This is a genomic window from Kitasatospora sp. NPDC056651 (assembly GCF_042792155.1).
In the GTDB taxonomy this organism is placed as follows: domain Bacteria; phylum Actinomycetota; class Actinomycetes; order Streptomycetales; family Streptomycetaceae; genus Kitasatospora.
Map to the genome: position 1 here is coordinate 1 of NZ_JBHTWX010000087.1, position 21,648 is coordinate 21,648.

General features: G+C 72.3%; 16 protein-coding genes. 10 read left to right on the plus strand and 6 right to left on the minus strand.

Going from position 1 to position 21,648, the window contains the following annotated elements; translation table 11 throughout:
- Positions 1-207: 207 nt before the first annotated feature.
- The 5 genes from ACFRAR_RS27990 (at position 208) to ACFRAR_RS28010 (ending at position 6,182) form a co-directional block, all read left to right on the plus strand.
- Positions 208-912 (plus strand): VIT family protein, encoded by a 705-nt coding sequence (locus ACFRAR_RS27990; protein ID WP_380701065.1) that lies wholly within the window; start codon positions 208-210, stop codon positions 910-912.
- A gap of 84 nt (positions 913-996) precedes the next feature.
- Positions 997-3,528, plus strand: coding sequence for an ATP-dependent Clp protease ATP-binding subunit (locus tag ACFRAR_RS27995; protein WP_380701107.1), 2,532 nt, complete (start codon positions 997-999; stop codon positions 3,526-3,528).
- 103 nt (positions 3,529-3,631) lie between these two features.
- Positions 3,632-4,960, plus strand: coding sequence for a sensor histidine kinase (locus ACFRAR_RS28000; protein WP_380701067.1), 1,329 nt, complete (start codon positions 3,632-3,634; stop codon positions 4,958-4,960).
- Complete coding sequence (locus ACFRAR_RS28005; RefSeq protein WP_380701069.1) at positions 4,957-5,634, plus strand: response regulator; 678 nt, start codon at positions 4,957-4,959, stop codon at positions 5,632-5,634. Before ACFRAR_RS28000 ends, ACFRAR_RS28005 begins: the two co-directional genes overlap by 4 nt.
- Positions 5,635-5,864: 230 nt before the next feature.
- Positions 5,865-6,182, plus strand: coding sequence for an SHOCT domain-containing protein (locus ACFRAR_RS28010; protein ID WP_380701071.1), 318 nt, complete (start codon positions 5,865-5,867; stop codon positions 6,180-6,182).
- Between the two features lie 83 nt (positions 6,183-6,265).
- Here ACFRAR_RS28010 and asnB read toward each other — a convergent pair whose 3' ends face one another.
- From asnB to ACFRAR_RS28035, 5 genes are all read right to left on the minus strand, one after another.
- A complete protein-coding gene (asnB, locus tag ACFRAR_RS28015; RefSeq protein ID WP_380701073.1) occupies positions 6,266-8,116 on the minus strand; it encodes an asparagine synthase (glutamine-hydrolyzing) in 1,851 nt (616 codons plus the stop codon).
- A 78-nt stretch (positions 8,117-8,194) separates the two neighbouring features.
- Entirely contained in the window at positions 8,195-9,457 is a 1,263-nt protein-coding gene (locus tag ACFRAR_RS28020; RefSeq protein WP_380701075.1) for a nucleotide sugar dehydrogenase, read from the minus strand.
- A gap of 87 nt (positions 9,458-9,544) precedes the next feature.
- Positions 9,545-10,930 carry an MFS transporter gene (locus ACFRAR_RS28025; RefSeq protein WP_380701077.1) on the minus strand — a complete coding sequence of 462 codons (1,386 nt, stop codon included), beginning with the start codon at positions 10,928-10,930 and terminating at the stop codon, positions 9,545-9,547.
- The gene (locus ACFRAR_RS28030; protein ID WP_380701079.1) at positions 10,923-12,878 is read right to left on the minus strand and encodes an NAD-dependent epimerase/dehydratase family protein; all 1,956 of its coding nucleotides are present in this window, start codon (positions 12,876-12,878) and stop codon (positions 10,923-10,925) included. The genes ACFRAR_RS28025 and ACFRAR_RS28030 overlap by 8 nt, the downstream gene beginning before the upstream one ends.
- A 106-nt stretch (positions 12,879-12,984) precedes the next feature.
- Entirely contained in the window at positions 12,985-13,767 is a 783-nt protein-coding gene (locus ACFRAR_RS28035; protein ID WP_380701081.1) for a phytanoyl-CoA dioxygenase family protein, read from the minus strand.
- Between the two features lie 593 nt (positions 13,768-14,360).
- Here ACFRAR_RS28035 and ACFRAR_RS28040 point away from each other — a divergent pair.
- Positions 14,361-14,990, plus strand: a complete 630-nt coding sequence (locus ACFRAR_RS28040; RefSeq protein ID WP_380701083.1) for a hypothetical protein — start codon at positions 14,361-14,363, stop codon at positions 14,988-14,990.
- A gap of 185 nt (positions 14,991-15,175) precedes the next feature.
- Here ACFRAR_RS28040 and ACFRAR_RS28045 read toward each other — a convergent pair whose 3' ends face one another.
- Entirely contained in the window at positions 15,176-16,060 is an 885-nt protein-coding gene (locus ACFRAR_RS28045) for a metallophosphoesterase family protein (RefSeq protein ID WP_380701085.1), read from the minus strand.
- A gap of 390 nt (positions 16,061-16,450) precedes the next feature.
- Between ACFRAR_RS28045 and ACFRAR_RS28050 the strand changes: the two genes are divergently transcribed.
- The 4 genes from ACFRAR_RS28050 (at position 16,451) to ACFRAR_RS28065 (ending at position 21,535) form a co-directional block, all read left to right on the plus strand.
- Positions 16,451-17,305, plus strand: coding sequence for a serine protease (locus ACFRAR_RS28050; protein ID WP_380701087.1), 855 nt, complete (start codon positions 16,451-16,453; stop codon positions 17,303-17,305).
- Between the two features lie 229 nt (positions 17,306-17,534).
- Positions 17,535-19,064, plus strand: coding sequence for a S28 family serine protease (locus ACFRAR_RS28055; RefSeq protein WP_380701089.1), 1,530 nt, complete (start codon positions 17,535-17,537; stop codon positions 19,062-19,064).
- Between the two features lie 160 nt (positions 19,065-19,224).
- Positions 19,225-19,917, plus strand: coding sequence for a TetR/AcrR family transcriptional regulator (locus ACFRAR_RS28060; protein WP_380701091.1), 693 nt, complete (start codon positions 19,225-19,227; stop codon positions 19,915-19,917).
- Complete coding sequence (locus ACFRAR_RS28065) at positions 19,901-21,535, plus strand: acyl-CoA dehydrogenase family protein (protein WP_380701093.1); 1,635 nt, start codon at positions 19,901-19,903, stop codon at positions 21,533-21,535. Before ACFRAR_RS28060 ends, ACFRAR_RS28065 begins: the two co-directional genes overlap by 17 nt.
- The last annotated feature ends 113 nt before the right edge of the window (positions 21,536-21,648 follow it).

The following is a 21,648-nucleotide window of genomic DNA, read 5'->3' on the forward strand; positions in this document are numbered from 1 at the left end:
GTCGGGATCATGATCCCGACCTGGGCCGCAGTCGTTCCCGCAGTCTCGGCACAGTCTCACGACAGTCTCGGCGCACGGTTTCTCCTCCTGGATCTCTCCCAAACGATCATGCTGTTCCGGCGGGCCGGTGGCTCCGCCGTGTGGCGGGGGTGCGGGGGGCGGGTGAGGATCGGGAGGACCGGTCGGACCCCCTGGGAGCGGTGGCGGATGACGGAGCAGGTCGGGGAGTCGCGGGCGGAGTTGTCCTCGCGCCTGAACTGGCTGCGGGCGGCCGTGCTGGGCGCCAATGACGGGGTGGTGTCGACGGCCGGGATCGTGACCGGTGTGGCGGGTGCGGCCGGTTCGCGGACGGCGCTGCTCGCGGCCGGGGTGGCCGGGCTGCTGGCCGGGGCGATGTCGATGGCGGCCGGCGAGTACGTCTCGGTCAGCACCCAACGGGACACCGAGCGGGCCGCGTTGGCGCGGGAGCGGCGGGAACTGGCGGAGGATCCGGAGGGGGAGCTGGACGAGCTGACCGACTACTACCGGGGCAGCGGGCTGGAGGACGGCCTGGCCCGGGAGGTGGCGGCGGCGCTGACCGAGCGGGACGCGTTGGGGGCCCACGCGCAGACCGAACTCGGCATCGATCCGGACGTGCTGACCAATCCCTGGGAGGCGGCGGGGGCCAGCGCGGTGGCGTTCACGCTGGGTGCGCTGGTGCCGCTGCTGGCGGTGCTGCTGCCGCCGGAGTCGTGGCGGCTGCTGGTGACGGTGGTGGCGGTGGTGGCGGCGCTCACCCTGTCGGGCTGGGCGAGTGCCCGGCTGGGCGGTGCCGGTGCGGGGCGGGCGGTGATGCGCAATGTGGTCGGCGGGCTGCTGGCGATGGCGGTGACGTACAGCGGTGGCGTGCTGCTGGATCAGGTCACCGGGTGAGCCCCGGCCGTCCCGACAGGCAGGGTCGGGCGGCCTGTGTTTGTGTGGCTGCAGACCGCTTGGGAGAGGTGAATCGCTGTGACCATGCCCCCGTTCGGGTCGAACGACCCGTTCTCCGACCTGCTCAGCCGGTTCTTCGGGATGAGCCCGCTGGCCTCCCCGCCCGCCGTGCAGCGGGTGCCGATCGGGCGGCTGCTGAGCGAGTCCTCGCAGGAGTTGCTCGCGCTGGCCGCGCAGCGGGCGGCGGAGGACGGCTCCAGTGACCTCGACACCGCGCACCTGGTCTGGGCGGCCACCCGGGTGGAGCCCTCGCGCCGGATGCTGGAGCGGGCCGGCATCGACCCGGACCGGCTCTCCGGGGACCTGGAGCACGCCCTGCCGGCCGGTACCGCCGACCAGGTGGACGGCCGGCCGGCCCTCACCCCCTCGGCGAAGCGCGCACTGCTCGCCGCGCACGCCCGTTCGCAGGCGGTCGGCGCCTCGTACATCGGGCCGGAGCACATCCTCGGCGCGCTGCTCGACCAGGAGCGCTCGGGCGCCGGCGTGGCGCTGCGCAACGCGGCGCCCTCGCAGGAGGCGCTGAAGTCGGTGCTGGAGGGTCGCGGCACCGGGGGCGAGCGCAGCAGTACGGGCGCGCACCCGAGTGAGACGCCGACGCTGGACGAGTACGGGCGCGATCTGACCGAGGAGGCGCGCGCGGGCCGGCTGGACCCGGTGGTCGGGCGGGCCGAGGAGATCGAGCAGACCGTCGAGATCCTCTCCCGGCGGACCAAGAACAACCCGGTGCTGATCGGTGAGCCGGGCGTCGGCAAGACCGCGATCGTCGAGGGCCTGGCCCAGCGGATCGTCTCCGGGGACGTGCCGCAGAGCCTCAGGGAGAAGCGGGTGGTCACCCTCGACCTCACCGCGCTGGTGGCCGGCTCCAAGTACCGGGGCGAGTTCGAGGAGCGGCTGAAGAACGTGATCGACGAGGTCACCGCGGCCGAGAAGAGCGTGATCCTCTTCCTGGACGAGCTGCACACCGTGGTCGGCGCGGGCAGCGGCGGCGAGGGCTCGATGGACGCCGGCAACATCCTCAAACCGGCGCTCGCGCGCGGCGAGTTGAGCGTGGTGGGCGCGACCACGCTGGACGAGTACCGCAAGCACGTGGAGAAGGACGCCGCGCTGGAGCGCCGTTTCCAGCCGGTGCTGGTGCCCGAGCCGAGCGTCGAGGAGACGGTCGAGATCCTCCAGGGGCTGCGCGACGCGTACGAGGCGCACCACCAGGTGCGGTTCACCGACGAGGCGCTGGACGCGGCGGCGGTGCTCTCCGACCGGTACGTCAGCGACCGCTTCCTGCCCGACAAGGCGATCGACCTGCTGGACCAGGCCGGCGCGCGGGTCCGGCTGCGCAGCCTGAGCGGGTCCACCGAGGCGACCGGCGTGCAGGACCGGATCACCAAGCTGAAGCGGGAGCTGGACGAGGCCGTCGCGGACGAGGAGTTCGTCCGGGCGGCCAACCTGAAGACCGAACTCCGGCAGACCGAGGACGAGTTGGCGTCGATCGCCGAGTCCCGCGAGGACGTCGTCGACGTGACGGCCGACGACATCGCGCAGGTGCTCTCCTCCCGCACCGGCATCCCGGTCGCGGAGCTGAACGCGACCGAGAAGGAGCGGCTGCTCAAGCTGGAGGACCACCTGCACGAGAAGGTGATCGGCCAGGACGAGGCGGTCACCGCGGTCGCCCAGGCGGTGCGCCGCGGCCGGGCCGGGATGGGCGACCCGGACCGGCCGACCGGCTCGTTCCTCTTCCTCGGGCCGACCGGCGTCGGCAAGACCGAGCTGGCGAAGGCGCTGGCGGCGCTGCTGTTCGGCGACCCGGACCGGATGATCCGCTTCGACATGAGCGAGTTCCAGGAGAAGCACACCGTCTCCCGGCTGGTCGGCTCCCCTCCCGGTTACGTCGGCTACGAGGAGGCCGGGCAGCTGACCGAGGCGGTGCGCCGCAAGCCGTACAGCGTGCTGCTCTTCGACGAAGTGGAGAAGGCGCACCCGGACGTCTTCAACCTGCTGCTCCAGGTGCTGGACGACGGACGGCTGACCGACTCCCAGGGGCGTACGGTCGACTTCCGCAACACCGTGGTGATCATGACCAGCAACATCGGCTCGCAGCGGATCCTCGACCACGCGGGCAACGTGGACGAGATCAGGGACGACCTGATGCGCGACCTGCGCACGCAGTTCCGGCCGGAGTTCCTCAACCGGATCGACGAGGTGATCGTCTTCCACGCGCTCACCCGGAAGGACCTGCTGTCCGTGGTGGACCTGCTGCTGGAGCGCAGCCGGCGCCGGCTGCGGGCCCAGGACGTGCGGCTGGACGTCACCGAGGCGGCCAAGGAGTACCTGGTCAACCGGGGTTACCAGCCGGAGTTCGGGGCCCGGCCGCTGCGTCGGACGATCCAGTCGGAGCTGGACAACCGGATCTCCAACCTGCTGCTGGACGGAACGGTGCGGGAGGGGGACACGCTGATCGCGGACGTGAGTGACGGGGAGCTGGTGGTCACCCTGGCGCGGCCGGAGGCCTCGGCGACCTTCGAGGAGGCGGAGGCGAAGGCGCAGGCCGCCGCGGAGGGCTGATCCGGGCGTTGCCGCCGACGTTCGGGCGTACTCCAGCGGGAGTAGGCCCGAACACCACTGTTGGAGGACGCGCGGGGGCGGGGCGCGGGTCTAGCTTGTGGGCATGATGCCGCCCACGTACCCGCCGGCCGAGCCGCCCCAGGCGGAACGGCCGCCGGGCGGGCCGCCGGGTCGGCCGCCCGGCCGTCCACCCGAGGAGCCGCCCGGCCGTCCACCCGAGGAGCCGCCCGGCCGGTCGGCCGAGGAGCCGCCCGAGCCGTGGCGCCCGCCGTGGGCGCGCGCGGCCAGGGCGGGCTACCCGCTGGGGCTGGCGGCGGCGGCCGCGCTGGTCCAGCTGGTCGGCTCCACCTTCGCCGGACACAACCAGCACGGGCGGGTCCCGCTGGACGCCTTCGGCTACCTCCTGCTGCTGCTCGGGCCGGCCCTGCTGGTGCTGCGCGGCCGCCGGCCGGTCGCGGTGGTGGCCGGCACCTCGGTGGTCACCGCCGGGTACCTGGCCGCCGGGTATCCGTACGGGCCCGCCTTCGCGAGCTGGCTGATCGCCTGCTGCGCGGCGACCGGCTCCGGCCACCGCAGGGCGGCCTGGGCCGGCGCGGCCGGCGTCTACCTGGTGCACCTGCTGGGCACCTTCGCGCTGCCGGAGAGCTGGCAGCGCGCGGCCCCGCCGTCCGGCAGCGTCTGGCCGGCGGAACTCGGGCTGCTGGCCTGGCTGCTGCTGGTGATGGCGGGGGGAGAGCTGGTGCGGTTCCGGCGCGAGCGGATCGCCGCCCACCGGGCCTACCGGCAGCAGCTGGAGGAGCGCCGGGCCAACGAGGAACGGCTCAGGATGGCCCGGGAGTTGCACGACATCCTGGCGCACAGCCTGTCGCTGATCAACGTCCAGGCGGGTGCCGCGCTCGCACTGCTGGACCGGCGGCCGGAGGAGGCCCGCAGCGCCCTGGTCACCATCAAGTCGACCAGCAAGGAGGCGCTCGGCGAGGTCCGCCAGGTGCTCGCCACGCTGCGCGGACCCGGAGCCGCGCCGCGCGGGCCGGCCCCCGGGCTGGACCGGCTGGACGAACTCACCGAGCAGGCGGACCGGGTGGGCCTGGAGACGGAGGTGCTGGAGCGCGGCGAGCGGCGCGCCCTGTCCGCCGCCGTCGACCTCACCGCCTTTCGGATCGTCCAGGAGGCGCTCACCAACGTGGTCCGGCACTCGGCGGCCCGGCAGGCGGTCGTGGTGCTGGACTGGACGGACCCGGCCCGGCTGGTGGTCCGGGTGGAGGACCCGGGGCCGGCGGTGCTCGGTGACGCGGGCGGGTCGGGCAGCGGGCTGGTCGGGATGCGGGAACGGGCGGCGGCGTTCGGTGGCACCATCACCGCGGGGCCGCTGCCGGACGGTGGCTTCCGGGTCCGGGCGGAGCTGCCGACACCGAAGGCGGAGAGCGATTGATTCGGGTACTGCTGGCGGATGACCAACTGCTGGTCCGGGCGGGCTTCCGGGCCCTGCTGGACATGGAGGACGACCTCGCGGTGGTCGGCGAGGCGGACGACGGCGAGGCCGCCCTGCGGCTCGCCCGCGAACTCGTGCCGGACGTCGTGCTGATGGACGTCCGGATGCCGCGGATGGACGGCCTGGAGGCGACCAGGAGGATCGCCGAGGACCCGGCGCTGTCCTCCGTGCGGGTGGTCGTGCTGACCACCTTCGAGCTGGACGAGTACGTCTTCGAGGCGCTGCGTTCGGGGGCCTCGGGCTTCCTGGTCAAGGACACCGAGCCGGCCGACCTGCTGCGGGCGGTCCGGGTCGCGGTCGCCGGGGACGCGTTGCTGTCGCCGGGGGTCACCCGGCGGCTGATCGGTGAGTTCGCCGCCCGGTCGAAGGCGCCCGAGGCCGGGACGGCGGCGCCCTCGGACGTCTCGATGCTGACCGAGCGGGAGCGCGAGGTGCTGGCGCTGGTCGGGATGGGGCTCTCCAACGAGGAGATCGCCCGGCGGCTCGTGGTCAGCCCGCTGACGGCGAAGACCCACGTCAGCCGGGCGATGGTGAAGCTCGGTGCGCGGGACCGGGCGCAACTGGTGGTGCTGGCCTACGAGTCGGGGCTGGTGCGGCCGGGCTGGCTCGGCTGAGGGAGCTCTCGGCGGCTGCTTCCGGTGCCTGCTGCCGGTGGCTGCTTCCGGTGACTGTTCTCGGTGTCCTGCTTCCGGCGCTGCGTGTCGCGGCTGGTTCCTACTCCCTCGGAAGTATCCCGACTGCCGCTGCTGGTAGGACGCGTGATGAGGCTCCGAGGCGGGACGCTTCAGACACCTCGGGAAACCTCCCGAGGTCCTGGAGGCCCACCACCGAGGAGTTGAACACCATGTACACCCAGCTGGCCGACTGGCACGGCCCCGGTCCGTGGATCCTGCTGATCCCACTGGTCTGGATCGCCGTGGTGGTCCTGGTGATCGCGCTGCTGCGCCGCACGGTCTGGCGGCGGCACGGCTGCGGGTTCGTGGCCGGAGCCGGAGCCAGAACCGGCACCGGAGCCGGAGCCGCGACCATGGCGGAGCACCCGCTGGCCGTCCTGGGCCGCCGCTACGCGGAGGGCGACATCGACGCCGAGGAGTACCGCGCCAGGCGGGCCGTGCTCAGGGAGCCGCCACCGGACGACGTCGGACGAGGCGGTGCCACGTGACGGCCCTGGAAACCGTCCGGAGCGCCGCCACCCGGGCCGCCGACGCCGTGGGGTTCCACGGCGCCGGCCGCCCGAGCGGTGCCTCAGAGGGCCACCCGTACGTCGTACGTCCGCAGCCAGTCGTCCAGCTGGAGCGTCGTCTCCAGCGCCGCCCGGCTCATGCCCTGCTCCAGCGCCGCGGCCCCCTCCTTGGCGACCGCCCGCTTGAGCTCGGCCGAGAACAGCGTGGCGAGCGGGCCGTCGTCCGCGCGGACGACCCCCGCGAGCCGCTCCCGCAGCGTCCGGTTGTAGGCCTCGGCCCGGATGGAGGGGTACGGCGTCTTGACCCGCTGCGCCACCGCCTCCGGGAGAAGGTCCTTCATGGCCGCGCGCAGCAGGCTCTTCTCCCGGCCGTCGAAGCTCTTCATGGCCCACGGGATGTTGAAGGTGTACTCGACGAGCCGGTGGTCGGCGAAGGGCACCCTGACCTCCAGCCCGGTGGCCATGCTCATCCGGTCCTTGCGGTCGAACAGCACCTGGGCGTGGCGGGTGAGTGCCAGGTAGGTGACCTCCCGGTAGCGCGCCTCCGCGGCGTCGTCGAGGTGGTCGCCCGCCGAGATCTCGGCCACCGCGGTGCTGTGGCAGTCGCGCTCGTACGCGGCGAGGTCGAGCTTGGCCAGCAGGTCGGGCGCGAAGATCACCTCGTTGCCCTGGTAGTTGGCCCTGCCCTCGTGCACCCAGGGGAAGGTGGGGGAGAAGACGGCGTCGGGGTCGCGCTGCCAGCGGTACCCGCCGAAGACCTCGTCGCCGCACTCCCCGGAGAGGGCGACGGTGGAGTGCCCGCGCACCAGGCCGAACAGCAGGTGCAGCGAGGCGTGCTCGTCGCCCTTGGCGATCGGCAGGTCGTAGCCGGCCAGCACGGAGGACCTCAGCGCCGGGTCGAGCAGGTCGGGCGCCTTCAGCGGCAGTTCGCTGTGCTCCGAGTCCACGTGCTGCGCCAGCAGCCGGGCGTAGAACTGGTCGTCGTTGGCCTGGCTGCCGTGGACGCCGGCCGCGCCCGCCGGGTCCGGGTCGGTGACGGAGCAGGAGCGGACCCGGCCCTGCCCCCGGCTGCGGGACACCTGGGCCGCGAGCGCGGTGAGCGAGCTGGAGTCCAGGCCGCCCGACAGCAGGGTGCACAGTGGCACGTCGGCCACCATCTGCTCGGTGACGATGGTTTCGAGCATCTCGCGCACGGTGCCGATGGTTCGGTCGAGGGAGTCGGTGTGCTCGCCGACCCGCAGCTGCCAGTAGCGCTGCTCGACCGCGCCGGAGCGGCTCACCCGCACGATGCAGCCGGGCTGGACCTCCCGCATCCCCCGGAAGATCGCGTGTCCGGGCACCTTGGCGACCGACAGGATGTCGCGGAGCCCGTCGGCGTCCACCACGGCCTCGAAGTCCGGGTGGGCCAGGATGGCCTTCGGCTCGGAGCCGAAGAGCACCCCGGAGGGGGTCGTCGCGTAGTACAGCGGCTTCACGCCCATCCGGTCCCGGACCAGGAGCAGCTCCTCCCGGTCCAGGTCCCAGACGGCGAAGGCGAAGATCCCCTCCAGCCGGGTGGCGAAGTCGGGCCCCCACTCCTGGTAGGCGCGGAGCACCACCTCGGTGTCGCTCCTGGTCTTGAACCGGTGCCCCAGGGAGGCGAGCTGGTTCCGCAGCTCCTGGAAGTTGTACGTCTCGCCGCTGTAGGTCAGCACGGCGCGGGAGCCCGGGCCCTCCTCGGCCCCCATGGGCTGGCAGCCGCCTTCGAGGTCGATGACGGACAGCCGCCGGTGCCCCAGTGCGACGTGTCGCCCGAGCCAGAGTCCTTCCGCGTCCGGCCCGCGCCGGGCCATCGTGTTCGTCATCGCCTGTGCGATGTCCTGGTGCTGGGTCAGGTCACACGAGAAGTCGACCCATCCGGCGATACCGCACATGGAGTTACTCCTGGGCTGAGGAAATGTGGAAAAGGACGAGTGGGGCAGACAGGGGGTGGAGCCGTCCGGCGGTGGGTCCTACAGGCGCTCGACGTGGGGCTGGGGGCGGGCGGAGCCCCGGGTGTCGAGGAGCAACGGGGCCTGCCGCGCGATCAGGTCGAGGTCGTAGGAGCTGTGGTGCTGCAACAGGATCGCCAGGTCCGACTGCGCCAGGGCGTCGGGCAGTTCGGCCGTGGCGGCGGGCACCGTGACGCCCCCGACCTCCCACTCGGGCACGTAGGGGTCGTGGAACGACACGTCGGCGCCGAGCGCGCGCAGCCGCTTGACCACGTCCCGGGCGGAGGTCTCGCGCTGGTCGGCGATGTCGGCCTTGTAGGTGACGCCGAGCAGCAGCACCCGCGCTCCGCCGAGGGTCTTGCCGGCCCGGTCGAGCAGCTGCTGGGCGCGCTCGACGACGTAGCGGGGCATCCGGGTGTTGATCTCCTGGGCGAGCTCGACCATCCGGAACGGGTAGCCCAGGGTGCGCACCTTGTGCGCCAGGTAGTTGGGGTCGATGGGGATGCAGTGGCCGCCGACGCCGGGGCCGGGCCGGAAGGCCTGGAAGCCGAAGGGCTTGGTGGCCGCGCAGGAGATCGAGTCCCACAGGTCGATCCCGAGTTCGTGGCAGAACACCGCCATCTCGTTGACCAGGGCGATGTTGACGTGCCGGTAGGTGTTCTCGATGAGCTTGGCCATCTCGGCCTCGCGGGTGCCGGCGGCCTGGACGACGCTGTCGACGAACTTGCTGTAGAAGGCGGCCACCGCGGCCGTGCAGGCGGGGGTGTACCCGCCGACGATCTTCGGGGTGTTCTTGATCCCGTAGTGCTTGTTGCCCGGGTCGACGCGCTCCGGGGAGAAGGCCAGGTGGAAGTCGGGCCCGGCGGTCAGGCCCGAGCGCTCCAGGATCGGGCGGACGATCTCGTCGGTGGTCCCCGGGTAGGTGGTGGACTCCAGGACCACCAGCGTCCCGGGCCGGAGGTTCCGGCTCACCGCGGCGCAGGCGCTCTCCACCATCGCCAGGTCGGGCCCGCCGTGCGGGGACAGCGGGGTCGGCACGCAGATCACCACCGTGGCGGCGTCCGCGATCACCCGCTCGTCGGTCGTCGCGGTGAAGCCCGCCGCGCACATGCCGGCGACCGAAGCGTCGTCGATGTCATCGATGTGGGAGGTGCCGGAGTTGAGGCCGGCCACCGTTCGTTCGTCGAGGTCCAGGCCGGTGACGGCCAGCCCGGACCGGCTGGCTTCCAGGGCGAGCGGAAGTCCGACGTAACCCAGGCCTATGACGACCAGGTCAATGCGCACGATGATCCCTTTCTGGTGAGGAAAACGGTCAAGGTGGTGTGGGAGCCCGTCGGCCCGCCCGCGCGGTCGCTTGTTCCGCGGGGTCGTCTACTCCTTGCGGGCGCGTACGGCGAGCAGGGCGATCAGCAGGGTCGGGACGAGCAGGAGTCCGAAGGCCGCGCCGTAGCCGGCGAGTTCGGAGGAGCCCAGGCCCAGGAACGTGTTGAGCACGGCGGAGAAGAGGGCCATGACGGTGATCTGGCCGAGGTTCTGGTTGGTCTGCATCGCGCTGCTCGCGTAGCCCTGGCGACCGGCCGGGCTGTGCGAGAGCGACAACACGGTGAGGCAGGGGTCCAGCAGGCCCATGCCGACGGCCGCCAGGGGCATCGCCGCCGCGGCGGCGAGCGTCGGCACCGCGTCGAGCGTCCCGGCCGCGGCGAGCACGGTCGACGCCATCATGATCACCGCGCCGATGGAGACCATCCGGTGCCGGGGCACGTCCTGCAGCAGCCGTCCCTGGACCCAGGAGGCGCCCGCCCACAGCACGGCGGAGAGCGTGAACGACACGCCGACCACCACCGCGGCCGTGTGCCGTTCGGTGATCAGCATCAGCGGCAGGAAGGCCTCCACGGTGAAGTACGTGCCGGAGGCCAGGCCGCGCAGCAGCACCGTGGTCGGCAGACCGCGGGCGGCCCGCCAGGTGCCCACCGGCAGCAGCCGCGGCGCGAAGAACACCAGCAGCCCCAACCCGACGGCCACGAACAGCAGGTGGCGGGCGTCCCAGCCGGAGACGCCGTACTGTCCGAGCGCCGCGCCGAGGCTGAGCGTCGCCGCGATCAGCAGCGGTGGGCGCGACGGGTGCTCGTCCGAGGGCGTGAACTCCTCCGCCGAGGAGCGGCCGCGCAGCACGACCACCAGCGCGAGCGTCGGCAGCAGGGACAGCACGGCCAGGCCGTAGAACACCACCCGCCAGGACCACCACTCGGAGACCAGCCCGGCCAGTGGGGGGCCCACCAGCGACGGGATGATCCAGCTGGTGCTCATCATGGCCAGCATCCGGGGGCGCAGGCGCTCCGGGTACGCCTGGCCGATGGCGGTGTTGACGGACACCCCGACCATGCCGGCCGCGAGCCCGTCCACGAACCGCCCCGCGGCGAGCTGCCATATGGAGGTGCTGGTGGCCGAGACCAGCAGGGTGACCACCGACAGCACCATGCCCGCCGCCAGCGGCCGGCGGGCCCCGGCGCGGTCGGCCCAGTGGCCGCCCATGACCCCGCCGAGGAGGCTGGCCGCCACGAAGCAGCCGGCCACCACCGGGAACAGCGAGACCCCGTCCAGGTCCTCGGCCGCCGTCGGCAGGGTGGGTACCACCGCCAGGGCGGCGAACCCGGTCAGGAACATCACCGCGGTGAAGGTGGTCGTGGCGGCCGCGTACTCCCGGGAGAACATCCCGGCCTCGGAGTCCGCGGGCCGGTTCAAAGCTTGCTCAGACATTGCTTCCCAACTGTGGAAGACCGGTGATCGCGTCATGGGTATCGCAGGCCAGCCACTGCGCGAGGGCTCGCAGGGCCTCGTGCGACTGCGCCGACGGCCGCCACCGCAACTCGGTCCCGATGAGCTCGGTGGCCATGACGCCCTGCCGTACGGCAGGTTGGGGGAGATCTTCCCAGAGGGTGCGGCGGGCGATGAGCGCGACCAGTTCGGCCAACTCCTCCTCGGTGTAGGTCTCGGAGGCGAGGTTGAACACCGGCTGGGTGACCGGCGCGGAGAGGACGGCCTCGATCGCCGAGGCCAGGTCGCGGTAGTCCACGATCTGGTGCCGGCGGCTGCGGTCCAGCAGCAGCGAGCGCCGAGTCCAGGCGCGGTGCATCCAGTTCGCGGCCGCGCCCTCCACCAGGACGCCGGGGCCGACCGGTTCGGCCGAACGCAGCACCTGCACCTCGACGCCGTGCTCCGCGCCCCAGCGGCGGCACTGCTCCTCCTCGTGCCACCAGGCCAGCGCCGTCGGGTCGTTCGGCGCCTCCGTCACCGAGGTCTCGGTGACGGACTGTTCGTCGGTGCCCCGGTAGACCGCCGAGGAACCGACGTAGACCAGCCGGTCGATCCGGCCCTGGCCGGCCGCCGCGAGCACTCCCGCCAGGGCGTCCGGACCGTCGCCGGGGGAGCCGAGGTGCACCAGGTGGCCGGCGTCGTCCAGCTGCCCGGTCCCGGGCGCGTCCGGGAGGTGGACCGCCCGGATCCCCAAGTCGCCGAGAAGACCGGCGAGTTGGTGGCCGAAGCCGCCGTTGCCGCCGGTCACCGTCACCCGGGCGGGGCGCCCCGTCTCCTCGGTGTGCGCGGCTTCCCCGGCCCGCGAGGCCTCTCCGGTCCGTGCGGCTTCCCCGGCCCGCTTGGCCCGGCTGCCCTCGGCGAACGCGACGATCGCCAACTCCCGCACCGGCGCGATGAGTTCACCCAGTTCCTCGGCGGTGTAGTCCTCGCACAGGCCGCCGGGGCCGAGGGTGTCCATCACGGCGCGGGTCAGTTCCTCCGCCGGCGGTTCGGTCGTGACGGAGGCCACGACCGCCCCCATCGCGAACGCCGTCTCCCACACGGGCCGGGCTATCCGCTCGGACAGCGAGGACGGGGGAACGGCGTCGAAGGCCGTACGGGACTGCTCCGCCAACCCGAGGCGCCGCAGGTACCGCTCGGTTTCGAGGTACTCCCACTCGGCGTCCTTGCCGTGCCGGACGGCCGTCCGGGCGTCGCCGTACTGGTAGAACGGGACGACCGCGAACTGGGTGCAGTCGAACGTCGACGGCACCACGGCCCGGCTGGTGAACAGGGCGGCCTCCCGCCAGCCGTGGGTGCTGTTCCCGGCGATGCTGGGCACCTCGCTGTGGTCCACCGTGCAGGGCACGGCCACTCGGATCGGCACCTCCAGCGAGTTCAGGTACCGCTGCATCACGACGTCGTAGGGCCAGCCGACCCCGCGCTCGGCCGCGAAGCCCGTGTAGCCGCGGGCCGCTCGTGCCGGGAGCATCAGAGCCAGGCACGGGGTGTGCTCCTCGACGGCGTACGTCCACTGCTCGCCGGCCAGCGCCGCGAGCCGCACCGCCGCACCGGTGCGGCCTTCCCAGCCCGCGTAGAAGGCCACCGCTTCGTGCGGGACGGCCGCCGCGACCTGCTCGGCGTACGCGAAGAACCCCTCGGCCAGCACCACGTCGTCCTGGAGCACCAGGTGGTGGGTGGCGTCCGGTGCCACGCTGTCCCAGGCGAGCGCCGCGGAGCGCAGCGCCGTCGGCGGACCCTCGGGCTCGGGATCCGTGACCACCCGCACCCGTCCGGCGGTGTCCGTCTCCGCGATCAGTGTGGCCGCCTCGACGCGTTTCGGGTGCGTCATCACCGCACCGCTCAGCCGGACCGGTCCGTTGGTGGCGGCCGTGTGGTTCTGGGAATCCATGGCAATACCTCGCAGAAATGGGTGGCACATTTCGGGGGGAACTACGGGAGGACCGCGCCGGCAGGTCCGGCGGTACTGCGGAACGGGCCGGGAGCCCGCCGGTCACTCAGGAATCGGCGTCTTCCGCATTCTTGTTGCGCACCTTGCGCTCGTTGTCCTCCAGGCCGTGGTCCATGCCCTGTTCCCGTTCGAGCCGGATCATTTCGGCGGGCCGGTAATTGAGGATGTAGGCGCGTCGATTGCGGTCGGAGGTGTTGCCGCGGGAATAGTGCAGGGTCTGGCCGGTGTGGGCGACGGCCTCGCCCGCGGACAATGGCACCGCGGTCGCGCCGGGCTCGTTCTCCGAGCAGTCGCATTCGATGTTCCGGCCGTCGCTGGTCGGGCGGTGGGCCCGCAGCGGTTCCTGGTGGGAGCCGCGGATGTACCACATGCAGCCGTTGTCCGGGGTCGCCTCGTCCAGTGCCACCCAGACCGTGACCGCGCGGGTGTCCGGCAGGTCGATCCAGTAGGCCGCGTCCTGGTGCCAGGGCGTCGGCACCGAGGAGCCCGGGGACTTGTGGATCATCATGTCGAAGTCCAGGACGGCGTCGTCGCCGATGAGCTCGCGCGCCACCGCCAAGGCCCTTGCCTGCAAAGGGAGTTCGCGCAGCGGGGCGTGGAGGGCGGAGGGCCACATGATCTGCGTGATGTTCTCGCGGACGCCCTCCCGGAGCGGGACGTGGGACGCGAGGTCGGAACGCTTGTCGCCGCTCTCGATCTCGCCGCTGAGGAGCTTGTCGTAGATCTCGCGGTGGGTTTCGAGTTCCTCGGGGGAGAGGATCGTCCCGACCGGGGCGAACCCGTCCCGCAGGAACGCCTCGGTCCGTAAGATGCCGGCTTGCGCTGTCATGACAATGAAGCCTTTCCTTCAGCTGCTGTCGTCGGATCTCTGAATCGCGGCCGGTGGCTCGGATCGGAAAGCGCCGCGCCGCTCGCGGGAAACACGCTGGGCGCGGAGGAAAAAGGCGCAGGAACCCGGCTCTCCGTCACGGTGCGGGAGTGTTCATCCGCACCTACGGGCAACGGGCTACCGGCGAGCAATCGGAACATGTCGCACCGGAAACATAATGGGATGTCTTTAAGATCGTCAAGAGATTGGTCCAGACCACCCATTCGTTGGGTTCTGTCCACTTTGTCAAGCTTCGCCCGGGCGGCGGGGCTCCGGTATTCGTCCGCACGCCCGGCGGGGCACGCGGATTTGGCCGGATGGGCACCGCTCGGGCGTCGATTTCGCGCCGCCTTTCCCGGGGCCGGGGGCATTCAAGGGTTCGCGTGAAATTAACGCAAGCCGCGGCGATCCCGTGTCACCAGCGGGCTTCCGTCCGGCGGAAGCGGCCGCCCGGCCGGCCGCCCCCGAAACGTGATCCCGGTCACCGGGCTCGTCGCCCGTTCCGTGATCACATCATTGGCCTCTCCCACCCCCCATACCCCCCGGAGGCTGGCATGGCCGGCGTCGGCACCGTCTCGCCCGAAGGCCTGAAGGTCCAGGCCGCACACCGCAGGAACCCCTACGCGTACATGCTCACCGACGGAGAACTGGACGCCCTGCTGCTGGAGGCCGGGCTCCGTCGCGCGGCGAGCATCTGGAAGCAGCACACCACGGAGGAGCTGCGGGCGCCCCGGGGCACCTATCCGCGCCCGGCGATGGGGTTCGTCCTCCTGGACGCCACCGCGGGCGGCTGGATCCCGAACGAGGAGGCGGTGCTCGGCGTGGTCACCATCGGGGAGGGCGGTCACGCCTTCCTGCCGAGGGCGGCCGCCAAGGCCGCGGCCCACCGCCGGCTCGGCCGCAACAACGGCGAGGCCGTGCACGTCGACCCGCACCTGCTCGGCACGGGCGGGTTCCGCTACGGACACTCCGCCGAGGTGCGCGGGCAGATCGTCGCCGCCAGCTCGCAGAGCACCGACCAGGACCTCTACGAGGCGGCCCGGCTGGCCGGCGACTTCGTCGACGCGGTGACCGGCCGGCACCTGGACTGGGAGCACGAGCACGGCCAGGGGGACTGGGCCGCGGCCGACGGCGCGCCGGGACGTGAGTACCGGGCCATGACCGACTGGTTCGAGCCGAGCTGAGGGTCCGTCCGTCGGCTCACGACCCGGCCGACTCCTCGGCGCCGCAAGGCTGGTGGAAGACGGCCGCCGATCGGATGCCCGTCCGGCGCCCGTCGGCCCGCCCATCCGGCGCCCGTCGGCCCGCCCGTCGGACGGGCGTCGGCCCGCCCGTCGGACGGACATCCGACGGGCGGCGCGTCGACGGATCAGCCGGTCGCCTGGGGGAAGACCTCCCGCAGCAGCGGATCCGGCAGGCCGCGCTTGCGCCACTCGCGCGGGTAGCCGAGCGACACCTCCGTGAACGGGACGCCGTCGTAGGTGGTCAGGCGCGGGATGTGGAGGTGGCCGTAGATCATCGCGGCGGTGTTGAAGCGGGTGTGCCAGTCGGCGGTCAGCTCGGTTCCGCACCACTGGGCGAACTCGGGGTACCAGAGGATGTCAGTGGGCTGGCGGACCAGCGGGTAGTGGTTGACCAGGACGAGGGGGACGTCGGGGTCGCAGGCCGCCAGCCGCTTCTCGGTCAGCCGGACGCGCTCGCGGCACCAGGAGTCGCGGTCCGGGAACGGGTCCGGGTGGAGCATCCGCTCGTCCGCGCAGACGATGCCGCTCTCGTAGGCGGCCGCGAGGGAGGCCTCCTTGGTGGTCGTGCCCGGCGCGTGGAAGGAGTAGTCGTAGAGCAGGAACAGCGGGGCGATGCGGACCGGTCCGCCGGGGCCCTCCCAGAGCGGGAACGGGTCCTCGGGGGTCACCACGCCGAGTCGGCGGAGGCGCTCGACCAGGTGCTCGTAGCGGGCCACCCCGCGCAGCTGCACCGGGTCCTCGGGGTGGGTCCACAGTTCGTGGTTGCCGGGCACCCACACCACGCGGGCGAAGCGTTCGGCGAGCAGGCCGAGGGCCCACTCGATGCTGGTGGTGAGCTCGGCGACGTCGCCGGCGACGAGCAGCCAGTCGCCGGGGTGGGAGGGCCGGAGCTTCTCCACCAGGTCGCGGTTCTCCTGGTAGGAGATGTGCAGATCGCTCACGGCGAGCAGCCGCCCGCCCGTCGGGGTGGGCCGTTCCGACCGTGCGTCGCTGCGGTTCTCCGTAGTCACTCCTGCCCCCTGAGGTCGCTCGGCCGATGGGGCCCACCCTACGCGGCGGGCCGGGGGAGCGGGGAGGGTTGACGGGATCGGCCGTGCGACCCGTCGGCCCGGCGGCCGAGGTCAGCCCGGCGAGCCGGTCGCGCGACATGGGGCGGATCAAAGCTCAGCAAGCGTTGGTGGAAGGGCAGTTGGCCGCATCGCGGAGCTGATCTCGTCGAGCATCCGGGGAGAGGTGGTGTCGGTGACGGAGCGATCATCGGCCGCTGGTCCGGCGGTGACGGTAACCGGCCAATGAGGCTTGGGCGGTTCTTGGTGTCGTCTTGACTCTTGACAGTGAGTCATGTCCGCGACAGCTTGGGTGCACCCCCACCCGTGGACCCCCACACCGAGAGGTCTCTCATGAAGAAGCCGCTCATAGGTACGGCCGCAACGCTCCTGTTCGCCGGGGCAACCGCCCTGGTCGGAGCCGTTCCGGCCCAAGCCGCAGCCCCCGCCGCCGAGTCCGCGGCCAAGCCCGTCAGCGCCGTCACCTTCGCCGGGACGGTGGCGCTCAGCAACTGCTCCGGCTCGCTGGTGCGGATGCCCGGCTCGGCCGCGAGCGACCCGGCCCTCATCCTCTCCAACGGCCACTGCCTGGAGACCGGTATGCCCGGCCCGGGCCAGGTGGTCCTCAACCGGTCCTCCAGCCGGACCTTCACCCTGCTCAACGCCAGCGGCAGCGGTGTCGCCACGCTGCGCGCGAACAAGATCGTCTACGGCGCGATGACCGACACCGACGTGTCGATCTACCAGCTGAACACCAGCTACGCCTCGATCCAGTCCCAGTACGGGATAGCCCCGTTGACCATCGCCGCCACCCACCCGGTCCAGGGCACCTCGATCCGGGTCGTCTCCGGCTACTGGAAGAAGATCTACTCCTGCTCGGTCGACGGCTTCGCCTACCGGCTGAAGGAAGCCGACTGGACCTTCAAGGACTCGGTCCGCTACACCTCCACCTGCAACGTGATCGGCGGCACCTCCGGCTCGCCGGTGGTCGACGCCTCGACCAATCAGGTGGTCGCGGTCAACAACACGATCAACGAGAGCGGCCAGACCTGCACCCTGGACAACCCCTGTGAGGTCGACCAGAACGGCGCGGTGACGGTGCGTCCGGGCATCGGCTACGCCCAGGAGACGTACGGCATCCCGGCCTGTTTCGCCGCCGGCAACCGCTTCGACCTGACCCTCCCCGGCTGCACCCTGCCCCGCCCGTAGTCCGCAAGGCGAACCCGCTGACCAGCACTTTTCTCCCGATGGGCCATCCGCGAACGGCGGGTGGCCCATTCGGCCGTCCATCGGCCGACCGCCGCGGCACCCCGGTTCGCACCACCTGCACCACCTGCACTACCCGCACTGCCCGTACCACCCGCACCGCCCGTACCACCCGTGCCGCCCGGCCGAACCGGCAGGCGGCAGTCATGTCACTTGAAACGATGGAGAGTTGATGACCACCACCGTGAGAAGGCTGCTGGCGTCCGCCCTGCTGATACCGCTGCTCACCGTCGGCGGCCTGGCGAACCCGGCGTCCGCCGCCGACGGCCAGGGCGGCCAGGGCGCGCAGGGCGGCCAAGGAGCCCAGGGCGACCAGGGCAACGGCTCCCGCCACGGCCGCAGCCCGGCCGACGACCCGAACGCCGACATCAAGGACCGCCTGGCGGCGATCCCCGGGGTGACCATCACCGAGGAGAAGCCGACCACCACCGGTCACCGCTACTTCATCGCCACCTACACCCAGCCGATCGACCACAACCGCCCCTGGCTGGGCACCTTCCAGCAGCGCTTCAGCCTGCTGCACCGCGGCTACGACCGCCCGACCGTCTTCTACACCAACGGCTACACCCTCGGCACCAACCCGTCCCGCACGGAGCCGACCCGGCTGGTGGACGGCAACCAGGTGTCCATCGAGTACCGGTTCTTCACCCCCTCCCGTCCGGAGCCGGCGGACTGGTCCAAGGCCGGCATCCGCCAGGGCGCCGCGGACTCGCACCGGCTGGTGACCGCGCTGAAGCGGATCTACCAGCAGGAGTGGCTGTCCACCGGCGCCAGCAAGGGCGGCATGTCCTCCACCTTCTTCCGCCGCTTCTACCCGGACGACGTGGCCGGCACGGTCGCCTACGTCGCGCCCAACAACACGAACGTCAACGACTACGCGGCGTACAGCGAGTTCTTCCGCACCGTCGGCACCCCCGAGTGCCGGTCCAGGCTGAACGCCGCCCAGCGCGAACTGCTGGTGCGCCGCGACCGCCTGGAGGCCCGCTTCGTCGCCGACAACAAGGCGGCCGGCTCCACCTTCAACACCCTCGGCACCCCGGACCGGGCGTACGAGGCCGGTGTGCTGGACGTGATCTGGGCGTTCTGGCAGTACAGCCTGGAGTCCGACTGCGCCAAGGTCCCGGTGGCGGCCACCGCGACCGACGACGAGCTGTACGCGTGGTTCGACTCGCAGTCCGGCATCACCGGCAACAGTGACCAGTCGCTGGCGAAGTACACCGCGTACTACTACCAGGCGGCCACCGAGCTGGGCGCGCCCTTCTTCGACGTCTCGCACCTGAAGGGCGTGCTGCACTACGACTACAAGGAGCTCTACTCGGTCCGCAGCTACGTGCCGAAGGAGATCCCGACCGTCTTCAACCCGAACGCGATGCCCGACATCGACCGCTGGGTGAAGCGCGAGGGCGAGCGGATCATGTACGTCTACGGCGGCAACGACCCGTGGGGTGCCAAGCCGTTCCACCTGGGCCGGGGCAGCGAGGACAGCTACGTCTACACCGTGCCCGGCGGCAACCACGGCTCCAAGATCGAGCAGCTGCCCGCCGAGCAGTCGGCGGCGGCCACCGCGAAGGTGCTGGAGTGGGCCGGCCTGGGCGACCCGAACGCCGCCCGCTCGCTCGCCACGTCGCCGCAGGCGATCCCGGAGTTCGGCCCGCTGGACGCCGAGGGCCAGCGGCTGGAGCAGGAGCGCCGCCCGCTGTAGTGCCGAGCGGCGGCAAGCCGTAGGCGGCACACAGCACACAGCAAGCAGTAGGCAGTAGACAGCACCAGAGCAGGAGGCCGCCCTGGGACCGCGGGGCGGCCTCCTCGCGTTTCCCGGCGAGCCCCTGCCCGAAGCAATGAATCGGTGCTTCAATGCTTCCATGGCCTACCGACGTACTCCCGCCGTACAAGCCCGCCTGGACGCCCAGCGCGAAGCGGTGCTCCAGTCGGCGGTCGGCCTGCTCGCCGAGCGCGGCTACGGCGGCTGCACGATGGCCGCCGTGGCGGACCGCGCCGGCATCGCCACCGGCAGCCTCTACCAGCACTTCGCCAACAAGGCCGAGCTGTCGGTCCAGCTGTTCCGCCGGGTGGTGACCGGCGAGATCGAGGCGGTCAACGCCGCCGTCGCCCGCCGGGACACCCCGCAGCAGCGGATCGCCGCCGTGGTCGAGACCTTCGCCGCCCGCGCCCTGCGCGCGCCCCGGCTGGCGTACGCGCTGCTGGTGGAACCGGCCGACACGGTGGTCGACGCCGAGCGCCTGGTCTTCCGGCGGGCGTTCCGCGACGTGATCGCCACCGAGATCACCGCCGCGGTGGCGGCCGGCGAGCTGCCCGAACAGGACGCGGTACTGACCGCCGCCGCCCTGGTCGGCGCGGTCGGCGAGGCGCTGGCCGGACCGCTCGCCGCGCCGCCGGCCGTCGCGCCGCCGGCCGTCGAGAGCGCCGGTCCCGGACACGGCGCCGGCCCCACACACAGCACGGGTCCCGAACACAGCGACAACACCACGGTGGTCCCCGCCCTGGTGTCCTTCACCCTGCGTGCCCTGGGAGGACGCGATGACAGCGACGCATGAGGTCACCAACCAGGTGCCCCTGCCGTACGGACACGACACCGCCGCCGACCCCGCCCTGCTCGCCGCCCTCCAGCGGGCCGGTGCCGGCTGGGCCGAGCCCGAGCTGCGCGAGCTGGGCCGGCTGGCCGGCTCCGAGCAGGCCGCCGAATGGGGCCGGCTGGCCAACGAGAACCCGCCGGTGCTGCGCACCCACGACCGGTTCGGCAACCGGATCGACGAGGTCGAGTTCCACCCGGCCTGGCACGAGCTGATGCGCACCGCCGTCTCGCACGGCCTGCACGCCGCGCCCTGGCGCGACGAGCGCCCCGGCGCCCACTCCGCCCGCGCCGCCAAGTTCTACGTCTGGGGCCAGGTCGAGGCCGGCCACACCTGCCCGGTCTCGATGACCTACGCCGCCGTCCCGGCGCTGCGCGCCACCCCCGCCCTGGCCGCCGAGCTGGAGCCGCTGCTGGCGGCCACCGAGTACGACTTCGGGCTGCGCGAGCCGCGCACCAAGCGCGGGCTGATCGCCGGCATGTCGATGACCGAGAAGCAGGGCGGCTCGGACGTCCGCACCAACACCACCACCGCCGCGCCGCAGCCGGACGGCACCTACCGGCTCACCGGCCACAAGTGGTTCACCTCGGCGCCGATGTCCGACCTCTTCCTGACCCTCGCCCAGGCCCCGGGCGGCCTCAGCTGCTTCGTGCTGCCGCGCGTCCTCCCGGACGGCAGCCGCAACCGGCTGCGGCTGATGCGGCTCAAGGACAAGCTCGGCAACAAGTCCAACGCCTCCGCCGAGCTGGAGTACGACAGCGCGGTCGGCCTGCTGGTCGGCGAGGAGGGCCGGGGCGTGCGGACCATCATCGAGATGGTCAACATGACCCGCCTGGACTGCACCGTCGGCGCCGCCTCCGGGATGCGCTACGGCGCCACCCGGGCGGTCCACCACGCCCTGCACCGGCGGGCGTTCGGCAAGGCGCTGGTCGACCAGCCGCTGATGCGCAACGTGCTCGCCGACCTGGTGGTGGAGTCCGAGGCGGCGACCACCGTCGCGATGCGGCTCGCCCACGCCACCGACCTCACCCTCGCCGGGGACGAGAACGAGGCGCTGGTACGGAGGCTGGGTCTGGCGGTGGCCAAGTACTGGGTGTGCAAGCGCGGTCCGGCGCACTCCGCCGAGGCGCTGGAGTGCCTGGGCGGCAACGGCTACGTCGAGGAGTCCGGGATGCCCCGGCTCTACCGGGAGGCACCGCTGGTGTCGATCTGGGAGGGCTCCGGCAACGTCGCCGCGCTGGACGCGCTGCGTGCCATGGCCAAGCACCCGGAGAGCGTCGAGGCGTTCCTCGGCGAACTCGACGCCGCCGCCGGCGCGGACCGCCGGCTGGACGCGGCCGTCGCCGCCCTGCGCAAGGAACTGACGGACCTGGGCGACCTGGAGTACCGCACCCGCCGGCTGGTCGAGTCGATGGCCCTGGCCTTCCAGGGATCGCTGCTGGTCCGGTTCGGCAGCCCGGCGGTGGCCGACGCGTTCTGCGCGAGCCGGCTGGGCGGCGACCACGGCGCGGCCTTCGGCACCCTGCCGGCCGGGGTCGACACCGCGGCGATCATCGACCGGGCCCGGCCGGTGCCCGCGTGAGCGACCGTGGCCGTGCCCGCACCCCCGTGCTCACGGCCGGCTGCCCGCGCCCGTGTCCGTGGCCGCGCCCGTGGCCGGCTGGCCGACGCTCTGCCGGACCCTGATCGGCGGAG

Coding starts and splice junctions, on each gene's coding strand:
- ACFRAR_RS27995 (WP_380701107.1), top strand. CDS start 997: ATGCCCCCGTTCGGGTCGAACGACCCGTTCTCCGACCTGCTCAGCCGG.
- ACFRAR_RS28055 (WP_380701089.1), top strand. CDS start 17,535: ATGACCACCACCGTGAGAAGGCTGCTGGCGTCCGCCCTGCTGATACCG.
- ACFRAR_RS28035 (WP_380701081.1), bottom strand. CDS start 13,767: ATGACAGCGCAAGCCGGCATCTTACGGACCGAGGCGTTCCTGCGGGAC.
- ACFRAR_RS27990 (WP_380701065.1), top strand. CDS start 208: ATGACGGAGCAGGTCGGGGAGTCGCGGGCGGAGTTGTCCTCGCGCCTG.
- ACFRAR_RS28025 (WP_380701077.1), bottom strand. CDS start 10,930: ATGTCTGAGCAAGCTTTGAACCGGCCCGCGGACTCCGAGGCCGGGATG.
- ACFRAR_RS28040 (WP_380701083.1), top strand. CDS start 14,361: ATGGCCGGCGTCGGCACCGTCTCGCCCGAAGGCCTGAAGGTCCAGGCC.
- ACFRAR_RS28030 (WP_380701079.1), bottom strand. CDS start 12,878: ATGGATTCCCAGAACCACACGGCCGCCACCAACGGACCGGTCCGGCTG.
- ACFRAR_RS28000 (WP_380701067.1), top strand. CDS start 3,632: ATGATGCCGCCCACGTACCCGCCGGCCGAGCCGCCCCAGGCGGAACGG.
- asnB (WP_380701073.1), bottom strand. CDS start 8,116: ATGTGCGGTATCGCCGGATGGGTCGACTTCTCGTGTGACCTGACCCAG.
- ACFRAR_RS28065 (WP_380701093.1), top strand. CDS start 19,901: ATGACAGCGACGCATGAGGTCACCAACCAGGTGCCCCTGCCGTACGGA.
- ACFRAR_RS28010 (WP_380701071.1), top strand. CDS start 5,865: ATGTACACCCAGCTGGCCGACTGGCACGGCCCCGGTCCGTGGATCCTG.
- ACFRAR_RS28050 (WP_380701087.1), top strand. CDS start 16,451: ATGAAGAAGCCGCTCATAGGTACGGCCGCAACGCTCCTGTTCGCCGGG.
- ACFRAR_RS28060 (WP_380701091.1), top strand. CDS start 19,225: ATGGCCTACCGACGTACTCCCGCCGTACAAGCCCGCCTGGACGCCCAG.